Below are 12,044 nucleotides of genomic sequence, written 5' to 3' on the forward strand. Positions count from 1 at the left end.
CCCGGACCCCCGGCGGCCCGCCTGCCCGCGGCGACCGCGGTCAGGTCGCCCTGGAGTACATCGGGTTCATCCCGATCCTGCTGTTCGTCGCGCTGTGCGCGATCCAGCTCGGCTGGGTGGCGTACGTCCACGAGCAGGCCGACACCGCGGCGCGGACCGCCGCGCGCGCCGAGGCCCGCGAGCGCGGCACCGGGGCCGCCGCCGGGGCGGCCGCCGTCCGGTCCGGGCTCGGACCGCGCGTCCACGTCGCGGCCGACGCCGACGCCGTGACCGCCACCGTCACCATCCCGATCACGTCCCTCGTGCCCGGCCTGTCCCTCGAAGACGCCCGGGCGACGGCCGTGATGCCCAACGACGACCCGGAGGTCGGACCATGAGCCTGCGTTCCCGGGTCGCCACGCCCGACGACCGGCACGGCCCCCGCGAGGACGGCCTGCTGGTCTCCTCCTACCGTGCCAAGCTGCTGGAGGAGATCGACCTCGCCGAGATGTCCGCCCTCGCCCCCGCCGAGCGGCGGGGCCGGCTGGAGCGCGTCCTCGGGCACATCATCAGCCGCGAGGGCCCCGTCCTCTCCACCGCCGAACGGGCCCAGCTCATCCGCCGCGTCGTGGACGAGGCCCTCGGCCTCGGCGTCCTCGAACCGCTCCTGGAGGACCCGTCGATCTCCGAGATCATGGTCAACGGCCCCGACCAGATCTTCGTGGAGCGCGCCGGCCGGGTCGAGCAGCTCCCGCTCCGCTTCGCCTCGCACGAGCAGCTCATGCAGACCATCGAGCGCATCGTCTCCACCGTCAACCGGCGCGTGGACGAGGCCAACCCCATGGTCGACGCCCGCCTGCCCAGCGGCGAGCGCGTCAACGTCATCATCCCGCCGCTCTCCCTCACCGGCGCGACGCTGACCATCCGCCGCTTCCCGAGGGCCTTCACCCTGCACGAGATGATCGCCCTCGGCTCCCTCGACGAGCAGATGCTGCTGCTGCTCGCCGGCCTGGTCCAGTCGAAGATGAACGTGATCGTCTCCGGGGCCACCGGCACCGGCAAGACCACCCTCCTCAACGCCCTCTCCGGCCTCATCCCGGAGGGCGAGCGGATCATCACCATCGAGGACTCCGCCGAGCTCCAGCTCCAGCAGGCGCACGTCATCCGCCTGGAGTCCCGGCCCCCGAACGTCGAGGGCAAGGGCCAGATCACCATCCGCGACCTCGTACGCAACTCCCTGCGCATGCGCCCCGACCGCATCATCGTCGGCGAGGTCCGCGGCGGCGAGACCCTCGACATGCTCCAGGCCATGTCCACCGGCCACGACGGCTCCCTCGCCACCGTCCACGCCAACAGCGCCGAGGACGCCCTCATGCGCCTCCAGACCCTCGCCTCCATGTCCGAGGTCGAGGTGCCCTTCGAGGCCCTCCAGGACCAGATCAACAGCGCCGTCGACATCGTCGTCCAGCTCGCCCGCTTCGGCGACGGCTCGCGCCGCGTCACCGAGATCGCCGTCCTCGACTCGCACGGCCGCGAACCCTTCCGCATCACCACCGTCTGCCGCTTCGCGGCCCGGCCCATGGGCGCCGACGGGCGCGTCCACGGCCGGTTCGAGTACCACCCCCTGCCGCGCCGCGTCGCGGACCGCCTCTACATGAACAACCAGCCGATCCCGCAGGCCTTCGGCGTCGCCACGTCGGACGACCAGCTCGCCACCCGGACAGCCCTGTGAACCCACTCATCGCCCTCACGCTCGGCGCCACCCTGCTGGCCTGCGTCCTCGTCATCGCGGGCGTGCACGTCTACCTCGCCGGCCGGGCCCAGCGCGCCGCCCTCATCGCCCGCCTCGCCTCCGACGGCGCCCCCGAGCCGGCCGGACGCCGCCGCCGCTTCCCCGGCGTCGACCGCCGGCTGCGCGGGACGGCGCTCGGCCGGCGCATCGAGCGCAAACTGGCCGTCACCGGCCTCGACCTCACCCCGGGCGAGTTCTTCGTCTACATGCTGATGTCCGTCGCCGGGATCTGGCTCCTCGCAGCCAGCTTCCTCGCCCCCTTCTTCGGCCCCGTCGCAGGCCTCGTCGGGGTGTGGGCGGCGGGCGCCTTCCTCGACTGGCAGCGCGCCCGGCGCACCGAGCGGTTCATCAACCAGCTCCCCGAACTCGCCCGCATCCTCGCCAACGCCACCCAGGCCGGGCTCGCCCTGCGCACCGCCATCGCCATGGCCGCCGAAGAGCTCGAAGCGCCCGCCGGAGAGGAACTGGCCCGCGTCGCGGACCGCCTCGCCGTCGGCCACTCCATCGAGGAGTCCCTCGGAGAGATCGCCGAACGGCTCCCCTCCCGCGAGCTCGTCGTCCTCGTCTCGACCCTGGTCCTCTCGGCCCGGGCCGGCGGCGCGCTCGTCGGCTCGCTGCGGAACCTGACGGTCACCCTGGAGCAGCGCAAGGAGACGCGGCGCGAGATCCGCACCCAGCTCTCCCAGGTCACCGTCACCGCCTACCTGGTCCCGGCGATCGGCCTGGGCTCGCTGCTGCTGGTCAACCTGATGATGCCGGGCGCACTGGACCGGATGACCGGCGCGTTCCTCGGCCAGAGCGCCGTCCTCGTCGCGCTCGGCCTGTTCACCCTCGGGTTCGTGCTGATCCGCCGCCTTTCGAAGATCGACGTGTGAGGGGGAGCGAGCCGACGTGACCGCCCTGCTGCTGGCCCTGGCCCTCGGAGCCTCCGTCCTCGGGATCTTCCACGGCATCCGGCTCTACCGGGCCGAGACGAAACTCCCGACCGACCTGGCGCTCGCCCTGGAGGTCGGCGCCACCCGCACCACCGCCGTCGGCTCGGCCGTCGACCGGCTGGGCATCCGCTGGGCGCCGCTCGTGCTGCGCCTGATGGGGCCCGCCCGGGTGGCCCGCAAACGCCGCCAGATCGACATGGCGGGCAACCCGGCGGGCCTCACCATCGACCGCTACGCGGCCCGCCGCGCCGTCTACGGCTTCCTGGGCGCCGTCGGCGCGTTCGCGATGCTGCTGAACGGGCAGCTCGTACCGGCTCTGCTGATGGTCGCCTTCGGCCTGTTCTGGATCGAGGCCGGACTGTGGTCGGCGATGCGGATGCGCCGCGACCACATCGAGCGGACCCTGCCCGACTTCCTCGACGTCCTCGCCGTCGTCGTCAGCGCCGGCCTCGGCTTCCGGCAGGCCCTGGAACGCGTCGCGGACAAGTACGAAGGCCCCTGGTCGGACGAGATCCGCATCACCCTCCAGCAGATGGACATGGGCGTCAGCCGCCGCCAGGCCTTCGACGACCTGCGCCGCCGCAACGACTCCGAACAGGTCGCCCAGTTCGTCACCGCCCTCCAGCAGGGCGAGGAACTCGGCTCCCCGATCGTGGACACCCTGATCGCCATCGCCGAGGACATGCGCCGCACCGACGCCCAGAACGCCCGCCGCCGCGCCGCCCGCGCCGTCCCCAAAGCCACCTTCGCGGTGACCATGTTCATGCTGCCCGGGACGCTGATCCTGCTCGTGTGCGGGTTCGTGTACGGGGCCGACGTCGACTTCGGCGCGATGTTCGGAGGCGGCTGATGGCAGCGCTGAGCGTCCTCATCGCCGACGGCAACCCCGTCGTCCGGGCCGGCCTCGCCGCCCTCCTCGGCGCCGCGGGCGGCTTCGAGATCGCCGCCGAGGCCGCCGACGGCCGCGAAGCCCTCAGCCTGACCCGCCGCCACGCCCCGGACGTCGTCCTGCTCGACGTCCGCATGCCCGGCGTCGACGGCATCTCGGCCCTCCCGCACCTGGTGCGGTTGGCACCGGTGCTGATGCTGACGTACAGCCGGGAGGCCGAAATCATCCGGGAGACCCTGCTGCTGGGCGCCGGCGGCTACCTGGTGCACGGCGAATTCACGGCGGACGACCTGGTCCGAGCGGTCCGCGACGTCCGCGAAGGCCGCGCCCACTTCACCCCGACCGCCGCCGGCGCGCTCCTCGCAGAACTCCGGGCCTCTTCGCAACCGCAACGAACTGTGGCACAGTTTCCTGAGCGGCTGCACAACTCTGTTCTGTTCGGGCTGAGTTCGCGGGAGGCGGAGATCATGGACCTGATCGCGTCCGGAATGAGCAACCAGCAGATCGCGGCCGCGTGCTTCATCAGCGAGAAGACGGTCAAGAACCACATCAACCGCATCTTCGCCAAGCTGCACAGCACCACCCGCAGCGAGGCGATAGCCCGCTGGCTCGGAACCGCCCGACCGGGGGTGACGGGACGTGGCTAGACGCCGCGCACAGTGGGTCCGCAATTGGGCCCCGGGACCCTTGGTGACGACCCGTAACGCGCCGTACGGTCCGCAGACCGACAGCGCCACCGGACCGGGAGGGACCCCTCATGACGCAGAGCACCCTGGCGCGGATGCGGAAGCGGTACACCACGCCCCGAACCCGCGACCGCGGCCAGACGGCCTTCGAGTACCTGGGGATCATCCTGGTGGTGGTGGTCATCATCGGCGCGATCGTGGGCACGGGCATCGGGCAGACGATCACGGCGAAGATCACGACTCAAATCGGAGCCATCACGGCCGGCAAGTGATTTTTGGGCGTCTGGGCAGTGATCGTGGGCAGGCCTTCCCCATCTACATTGTGGCGGTGGTGGGTCTGCTCTTCGCTGCGTTGGTGTTCTTCGTCGTCGGCATGGCCAGCGTGACCCGCAGTGATGCGCAAGGCGCGGCTGATGCCGCAGCGCTGGCTGCCGCCCGCGAGGCTCGAGATCAGGCCTTTGTGGGGCTGAACCTACCTGCTCTCGAGCCGCGGGACTGGGAGGATCTCGTAAAGGGAAGATCCTTCAGATCGCAGGGGGCTTGCTCGAAAGCCGTCGATTTCGCTGCCCGGAATGATGCCAAAGCCGAGTGTCAGGCATCGGTGCGGGAGTTCACTGTCTCGGTGCGGACGAATCGCCCTGTCGGTAAGTCGGCTGTGCCTGCAAGCGCTGGTATGCACGCCGTGGCCTCAGCGAGGGCCGCAATCGAACCCCGCTGCACTCTGCGTTCCGCGAAAGCACCCTCGCCTGCGCCGACCGCCACCGCTACTGGCGCGACTCCGAGACCGACACCATCCCCCGGAGAACTCGGCGTCACAATCGTGTGCAAGGGGGAAGTCCTCAAATTGGATCCGGCGGAGCCTGGTCCGCTCAGTCGGCTGGCGAGGACGCTGTTTACTGTGCGACTGGTTGATTGATGGGACCGAGAGACAAGGAAGCGGCACAGATGAGCGTTCGGCGCACCGAGGTACCCAGTGGGGGAGTTGCTGCTGCCATGGCGGTTCTCGCAGTGGTAATGACCGGGTGCGGAGGCGGGAATGGCGAGCAGGAGTCGCAAAAGCCTGGCGCCGTCAAGTCGCAGGATGTCGCCTCGCAGCCGCCTGCATCCGGGTCTGCCAGTCCGACACCGACCCAGGTGCTTGCCACCGTCAACGGCGAGGACGGAATGGTTCTTGTCATCAACTCCGCCGTCCGCGAGGGGGGTGGATTCCTCACGGTCAGTGGCCAATTCAAGAACACGGGTTCTGCTGACTACGCAAAGACGCCCTCTTGGCGCGGAAATGAACTGACTCAGAGCGGCACATCAATCGCTGGCGTCAACGTTACCGACAAGGTCGGCAAGAAGCGGTACTACGTGCTGCGTGACACAGACGGCAGGTGCCTCTGCACGACTGGGATTGCCCTGATTGCACAAGGGGCGACCGTGCCCTTCTTCGCGCAGTTCCCGGCTCCGCCGACCAGTACGACCGAGGTCGAGTTCAACCTGCCGACGTTCGCCTCGGCGACGATCAAGATTTCCGGGTGACCCCATGACGAAACGCCCCCGCGTCGCCGCGTCAGCAGCCGTGATCGGCATGCTCATGGCCGGATTCCAGGCCGTCGGCATCGGCGTCGGCACGGCCGCCGCCGACGACGTCAAGCCGTCCGTCCCGCCCGGCACGGAGCCTTCCGCCGCGGCGCCCGTCCCCATCGACTCCAAGGCCCCCGGCCTGAAGATCCCCCAGGGCGGGACGCTCGCTCCCGTCAAGGTGCTCGACATCGCCGAGGTCGTCGAGGACCTCGGCGGCGAGCAGCGCCGCCAGGAGACCAACCAGACCGTCATGATGGCCCTCCAGTCGGAGGTCCTCTTCCCGGAGAACAGCGCCGTCTTCAACGCGGCCGCCGCCGCCCGGATACAGGCCATCGCGCAGGAGATCAACACCCAGAAGGCCGTCCGCATCCGCGTCTTCGGCTTCACCGATGACCAGGGCAGCTACGAGCACGGCCAGGTGCTGTCCAAGCAGCGCGCGGACGCCGTACAGGCCGAGCTGGCGAAGACGGTCACCGTCCCCGGTGTGGTCTACGACGTCCGCGGCTACAGCGAGGACTACCCGATCGCGGACAACGGCACGGAGGAAGGCCGCAAGAAGAACCGCCGGGTCGAGATCACCTTCCCCCGCAGCACCGGCACCGGCACCGGCGCCATCACCGGCGGCTAACCGTCCCGGCCGTCCGCCGCTCTCAGGAGCGCCGCGGCGGTGGCGGCCGCGCGGCGCGCCGGCGCGGGGCCGGGGGTGAGGGCGGCCACCGCCGTCGCACCCTCGACCAGGATCAGGAGTTGCTCGGCCAGTTCCTCGCGGTCCGGCCCCGGGGGGAGGGTGTCGGCCAGCAGTGCCCGTAGTCCCGCCTTGTGGCGGCGTACGGGGTCCAGGACCGCGGCCGGGCCGCCCGCGCCGAGTTCGCCGTACGCGTTCAGGAACGCGCACCCGCGGAACCCCGGCTCCGAGAACCACGCGGCCAGCCAGTCGAAGACGGCGCCCACCGGATCGGCCGGGGAGGCCGCGACCGCCTCCCGCAGGCTGCCGGTCCAGCGCCGGTCGCGCCGCTCCAGGTAGCCGGCGACCAGCGCCTCCTTCGCGGGGAAGAGCTTGTAGAGCCGCTTCAGCGGTACCCCGGACCCCGCGCGGATGCGGTCCATGCCGACGGCCTGGATGCCCTCGGCGTAGAACAGCGCCTCCGCCGCGTCGAGCAGCCGGGTGCGGGCCTCTTCGTCGTCCATGGCGGCAGCGTAACCGAGATCCCCTTGCGCTGAGAACGGTCGTTCTCTAACGTTGCCCCCGCATGCGAGAACGACCGTTCTCGCCCTGTCGTGCGCCCACACCGTCAGCGCCGGCCTTCCGCCGTCGCGCCCCCGAGAGGAGACCCCCCGTGACCGCCGCCCGCCCGCCCCTGCCGCCCTTCACCGAGGAGTCCGCCCGCGCCAAGGTGCAGGCCGCCGAGGGCGCCTGGAACAGCCGCGACCCCGAGCGGGTCGCCCTCGCCTACACGGAGGACTCCGTATGGCGCAACCGCGACCGCTTCCTCACCGGCCGCGCCGAGATCCGTGCCTTCCTCGCCGACAAGTGGCGTCGCGAGCTGGACTACCGGCTCCGCAAGGAGCTCTGGGCGTACACGGGCAACCGGATCTCCGTCCGCTTCGAGTACGAGTGGCACGACACCGCCGGCCGCTGGTGGCGCAGCCACGGCAACGAGCAGTGGGAGTTCGACGGCAACGGCCTGATGTCCCGCCGCGAGGCCGCCGTCAATGACGTCCCGATCGCCGAGGCGGACCGGCGCCTGCGCTGACGGCGGAAGGTCGGCGCATTCCGTGGGCTGAATTCACCCGAGTGGCGCAACGGGGTCCTCGCCGGGCGGCCGATGTACGCCGAACGGGCGACGGTGGTCTCACCACCCGGATGCGCGGGGGACCTGCGCCCGGTGACCGGAGACCTCCACGGAGAGTCCAGAGGTGCCCGATGAAACCGAACTCACTCGCCACAGCGGCTGCACTCGCCTGCGGTCTGATCATGTTGGGCCCGGCGGCTCCGGCCGCCTTCGGCCTGGGGGAGCCGGCCCGCGGCCCCGCGGCCGGCCCGGTCGATGCGGTCGCCGCCGTCGAGGCCAGGGGCGAGACCTGCCCCTCGTCCGACCTCCCGCCCGGTACGGGCTCGCAGATCAGCGACGCCGACGCCGCCGCGATCGTCCGCGCCCACAACGACGCGCGCAGCGCCGCCGCCCGGAAGTTCAACCCCGGTCTCACCGCTACCCCCGTCGTCTGGGACGCCAAGGTCGCCTGCGATGCGCAGGCGTGGGCCGACGATCCCGCCTCCAGCGCGGGCGGCCGACTCCACCACAGCAGCCGCGCCACCAACGGCAACCAGGGCGAGAACCTCCTCAACTCCTCGCCGGGGCCGGCGCGCCCCCTGATCGCGCTCGACCCCTCGGTCTCCTTCAGCTGGATGGCCGAGAAACCGCAGTTCGACGCCGACAACAATGCCCCCGTCAACAGCGGCGCGGCCGCCGGGACCAACTTCAAGGCGTGGGGGCACTACTCGCAGATCGTGTGGATGAACCCGGCGTCGCCCACCACCAAGGTCGGCTGCGGGGTGAAAGAGGGCGTGCCGGTGGGGAGCAGCGGCGCAACCGGCTGGATCCTGGTCTGCCGGTACCTGGAGGCGGGCAACATCAACGGGCAGCAGGCCATCCCGCCCGGCGGAGCCCCGGTCCCGCCACCCCAGCAGCCGTCCACCGCCTTCTCCGGAGTGCGCCCGGCGATGGCGAAGCAGACCGACAACCTCCTGACCGCACTCGCCGTGGACCGGGACGGTTTCCTGAACGTGGCGTGGGTGGCCGGTACGCAGCCGTGGCATGCCCCGGTGCGGTTCGGCCCGTCCGTTTTCCCGCCGGGTGCTCCGGTGGCCATGGCGAAGCAGAATGACAACCTGTTGACCGCGCTCGCGGTGGACAGGGAGGGCTTTCTGAATGTGGCGTGGGTGGTTGGCACGCAGCCGTGGCATGCCCCGGTGCGTGTGGGGCCGTCGGTGTTTCCGCCGGGTGCTCCGGTGGCCATGGCGAAGCAGAATGACAACCTGTTGACCGCGCTCGCGGTGGACAGGGAGGGCTTTCTGAATGTGGCGTGGGTGGTCGGTACGCAGCCGTGGCATGCCCCGGTGAGGTTCGGCCCGTCCGTTTTCCCGCCGGGTGCTCCGGTGGCCATGGCGAAGCAGAATGACAACCTGTTGACCGCGCTCGCGGTGGACAGGGACGGTTTCCTGAACGTGGCGTGGGTGGCCGGTACGCAGCCGTGGCATGCCCCGGTGAGGTTCGGCCCGTCCGCTTTCCCGCCGGGTGCTCCGGTGGCCATGGCCAAGCAGAACGACAACCTCCTGACCGCGCTCGCGGTGGACAGGGACGGTTTCCTGAACGTGGCGTGGGTGGCCGGTACGCAGCCGTGGCATGCCCCGGTGCGGTTTGGCCCGTCTGCCTTCCCGCCGGGTGCCTCGGTGGCCATGGCCAAGCAGCAGCCTGACCTCCTGACCGCGCTCGCCGTGGACCGGGACGGCTTCATGAACGTGGCGTGGGTGGTCGGCACGCAGCCGTGGCACGCCCCGGTCCGCTTCGGCCCGTCCGTCTTCCCGCCCGGTGCGCCCCTTGCCATGGCGAACCAGGCGCCCGATCTGCTGACCGCGCTCGGGGTCGACAAGCAGGGCTTCCTGAACGTCGCCTGGGTCGTCGGTACGCAGCCGTGGCATGACCCGGTCCGCTTCGGCCCGGCCGTCTTCCCGGCCTCGCCGTAGCACGGACAGGCGGGAACGGTGTCCCGGCCGCCGTCGCCCGATGCCCCGGCCCGCTCCCGCCGGCCCCGTCCGCGCCGGATGCGGGGCCGGTCGGGAGCCCGGCGGGAGGTCCGCACCTGCACGGTCCCGCGGAGAGGTGGCCGTACGGTCGTCAGGAGCCGCGGTGTGCCTGGGTGATCAGGTCCGTGGCGACCTCCAGGGCCGCGACCCGCGTCTCCTCCGGGTCGCCCTCCACGTGCTGGAGGAACATCATCCCCGCGTGCAGCGTGAAGAGGGCGCTGACGCAGCGGACCTGGTCCGTCAGCGGGCCGTCGTCGTTGCGGAGCAGCTCGACCAGGGTGAACAGGCGGCGCTTGACCGTCTCGCCGATGCTCAGCTCCCGCATCGTCGCCTGGTTCTCCTGCATGAAGCGGTACAGCTGCGCACCCGCGGCCATCGCCTCGCTGTAGCGGCGCAGCACCTCCCGCTTCGTCTCCAGGGTGCGGGGCTGCTGCTCCGCCCACCCGATCAGCTCGTCGATCGGGCGGGTGACGTCGTCGAAGACGCTGATGATGATGTCTTCCTTGGTCTTGAAGTGGTAGTACAGCGCCGCCTTCGTGACCTCCAGCCGCTCCGCGATCTCACGCAGCGACGTCTTCTCGTACCCCTGCTCGGCGAAGAGCTCCAGCGCGACGTCCTGGATGCGCTGGCGCGTGTTGCCTCGACGCCCCTGCGGACTGCTGCTGGACATGCCTCTCCCCACACTGCTTACTTGACGCCCGGCTAGTGACAGGCTTACCTTCCCCAGTGTAGTGAACTAGCCGGTCGGCAAGTAAGTACACCGTGTGCGCGCAGGAGCGGGCCGCGGGACTGCCGTCCGGCAACCGGCGTGCAACGGGGAGCGGATCATGGTCGACAATGCCACAAAGGCCGGGGCGGCGGCGGAGGAGGTGAAGCCGCGCAGCGTCCGGGTCGTCCTCATGGCGCTGATGATCGCCATGCTGCTGGCCATGCTCGACAACATGATCATCGGTACGGCGATGCCGACGATCGTCGGCGAGCTCGGCGGCCTGGAGCACCTGTCCTGGGTGGTCACCGCCTACACGCTGGCCACCGCCGCCTCCACGCCCATCTGGGGCAAGCTCGGCGACATGTACGGGCGCAAGGGCTCCTTCCTCGCCTCCATCGTGATCTTCCTGATCGGCTCGGCGCTCAGCGGCATGGCCCAGGGCATGGGTCAGCTGATCGGCTTCCGCGCCGTCCAGGGCCTGGGCGCCGGCGGTCTGATGGTCGGCGTCATGGCGATCATCGGCGACCTGATCCCGCCCCGCGACCGCGGCAAGTACCAGGGCATGATGGCCGGCGTGATGGCCCTCGCCATGATCGGCGGTCCGCTGGTCGGCGGCACCATCACCGACCACATGGGCTGGCGCTGGTCCTTCTACATCAACCTGCCGCTCGGTGCCGTCGCGCTCGCCATGGTCACCGCCGTCCTGCACCTGCCGAAGAAGAAGGCCCAGGGCAAGATCGACTACCTGGGGGCGGCCCTGCTGACCGTCGCCATCACCTCCACCGTCCTCGTCACCACCTGGGGCGGCACCGAGTACGCCTGGGGCTCGGCCGAGATCCTCGGCCTGATCGCCGTCGGCGTGGCCGCCACCGCCGCGTTCCTCTTCGCCGAGACCAGGGCCGCCGAGCCCGTCATGCCGCTGCACATCTTCCGCAGCCGCAACTTCACCCTCATGTCGGTGATCGGCTTCCTCGTCGGCTTCGCCATGTTCGGCGCCGTGCTCTACCTGCCGCTCTTCCAGCAGTCCGTGCAGGGGGCCTCCGCCACCAACTCCGGCCTGCTGCTCCTGCCCATGCTGCTGTCGATGATGGCCGTCTCGCTGATCGCGGGGCGCGTCACCACCAACAGCGGCAAGTACAAGGTGTTCCCCATCGTCGGCGGCGCCCTCATGGTCGCCGGGCTCTACCTGCTCGCGCAGATGGACACCGGCACCGGCCGCCTCGTCTCCGGCGTGTACATGGCGATCCTCGGGGCCGGTCTCGGCTTCCTCATGCAGATCACCATGCTGGTGGCGCAGAACAGCGTCGAGATGAAGGACATGGGCGTCGCCTCCTCGACGGCCACCCTCTTCCGCACCCTCGGCGGCTCGTTCGGCGTCGCGCTCATGGGGTCGCTCTTCACCGGCCGGGTCACCGACGCGATGGCCGAACGCCTGGGCCCCGAGGCCGCCGGCTCGGTCGGCTCCGCGCAGCTCGACGCGGCCAGCCTGGCGAAGCTGCCGGAGACGGTGCGCGAGGCATACCAGTACGCGGTCGCCGCGGGCACGCACTCCGCGTTCCTGCTCGGCGCGTTCGTCGCCGTACTGGGCTTCGCCGCGGCCTGGTTCGTCAAGGAGGTCCCGCTGCGCGGCTCGGGCCCCGCCCCCGCCGCCGCTCCCTCGGGCGGCGGCCGGTCAGTGGG

At 70.8% G+C, this 12,044-nt stretch carries 14 protein-coding genes; 12 read left to right on the plus strand and 2 right to left on the minus strand.

Going from position 1 to position 12,044, the window contains the following annotated elements:
* The 9 genes from EF903_RS18580 to EF903_RS18620 form a co-directional block, all read left to right on the plus strand.
* Positions 1-377, plus strand: a 377-nt coding sequence (locus tag EF903_RS18580) for a TadE/TadG family type IV pilus assembly protein (protein WP_312845943.1), incomplete at its 5' end; no start/stop codon positions are given.
* Positions 374-1,711: a CpaF family protein gene (locus EF903_RS18585; RefSeq protein ID WP_125544607.1), complete on the plus strand. Its 1,338-nt coding sequence runs from the start codon at positions 374-376 to the stop codon at positions 1,709-1,711. The genes EF903_RS18580 and EF903_RS18585, both read left to right, overlap by 4 nt.
* Positions 1,708-2,646 carry a type II secretion system F family protein gene (locus tag EF903_RS18590; RefSeq protein WP_125544609.1) on the plus strand — a complete coding sequence of 313 codons (939 nt, stop codon included), beginning with the start codon at positions 1,708-1,710 and terminating at the stop codon, positions 2,644-2,646. The genes EF903_RS18585 and EF903_RS18590 overlap by 4 nt, the downstream gene beginning before the upstream one ends.
* 16 nt (positions 2,647-2,662) lie before the next feature.
* A complete protein-coding gene (locus tag EF903_RS18595) occupies positions 2,663-3,556 on the plus strand; it encodes a DUF5936 domain-containing protein (protein ID WP_125544611.1) in 894 nt (297 codons plus the stop codon).
* Positions 3,556-4,242: a response regulator transcription factor gene (locus EF903_RS18600; protein ID WP_125544613.1), complete on the plus strand. Its 687-nt coding sequence runs from the start codon at positions 3,556-3,558 to the stop codon at positions 4,240-4,242. The genes EF903_RS18595 and EF903_RS18600 overlap by 1 nt, the downstream gene beginning before the upstream one ends.
* Positions 4,243-4,352: 110 nt before the next feature.
* A complete protein-coding gene (locus EF903_RS18605; RefSeq protein ID WP_125544615.1) occupies positions 4,353-4,553 on the plus strand; it encodes a hypothetical protein in 201 nt (66 codons plus the stop codon).
* Complete coding sequence (locus EF903_RS18610) at positions 4,550-5,197, plus strand: pilus assembly protein TadG-related protein (RefSeq protein WP_260615564.1); 648 nt, start codon at positions 4,550-4,552, stop codon at positions 5,195-5,197. Before EF903_RS18605 ends, EF903_RS18610 begins: the two co-directional genes overlap by 4 nt.
* Before the next feature lie 77 nt (positions 5,198-5,274).
* The gene (locus EF903_RS18615; RefSeq protein ID WP_260615565.1) at positions 5,275-5,805 is read left to right on the plus strand and encodes a hypothetical protein; all 531 of its coding nucleotides are present in this window, start codon (positions 5,275-5,277) and stop codon (positions 5,803-5,805) included.
* Between the two features lie 4 nt (positions 5,806-5,809).
* The gene (locus EF903_RS18620; protein ID WP_125544619.1) at positions 5,810-6,478 is read left to right on the plus strand and encodes an OmpA family protein; all 669 of its coding nucleotides are present in this window, start codon (positions 5,810-5,812) and stop codon (positions 6,476-6,478) included.
* On the opposite strand, the gene EF903_RS18625 is transcribed toward EF903_RS18620, so the two are convergent.
* Positions 6,475-7,038, minus strand: a complete 564-nt coding sequence (locus tag EF903_RS18625) for a TetR/AcrR family transcriptional regulator (RefSeq protein WP_125544621.1) — start codon at positions 7,036-7,038, stop codon at positions 6,475-6,477. The two genes, EF903_RS18620 and EF903_RS18625, sit on opposite strands and share 4 nt — an antisense overlap.
* A 149-nt stretch (positions 7,039-7,187) precedes the next feature.
* Between EF903_RS18625 and EF903_RS18630 the strand changes: the two genes are divergently transcribed.
* On the plus strand, positions 7,188-7,604 hold the full coding sequence (locus EF903_RS18630) for a nuclear transport factor 2 family protein (RefSeq protein WP_125544623.1): 417 nt from the start codon (positions 7,188-7,190) through the stop codon (positions 7,602-7,604).
* Between the two features lie 224 nt (positions 7,605-7,828).
* Entirely contained in the window at positions 7,829-9,595 is a 1,767-nt protein-coding gene (locus tag EF903_RS18635) for a CAP domain-containing protein (protein ID WP_185902719.1), read from the plus strand.
* Between the two features lie 151 nt (positions 9,596-9,746).
* Here the strand turns inward: EF903_RS18635 and EF903_RS18640 are convergent, their stop codons facing one another.
* Positions 9,747-10,325 carry a TetR/AcrR family transcriptional regulator gene (locus EF903_RS18640; RefSeq protein WP_125544627.1) on the minus strand — a complete coding sequence of 193 codons (579 nt, stop codon included), beginning with the start codon at positions 10,323-10,325 and terminating at the stop codon, positions 9,747-9,749.
* Positions 10,326-10,482: 157 nt separating this feature from the next.
* Here EF903_RS18640 and EF903_RS18645 point away from each other — a divergent pair.
* A partial coding sequence (locus EF903_RS18645) for an MDR family MFS transporter (RefSeq protein WP_125544629.1) occupies positions 10,483-12,044 on the plus strand: 1,562 nt, incomplete at its 3' end.

This window comes from Streptomyces sp. WAC05292, assembly GCF_003949955.1.
Taxonomy (GTDB): domain Bacteria; phylum Actinomycetota; class Actinomycetes; order Streptomycetales; family Streptomycetaceae; genus Streptomyces; species Streptomyces globosus.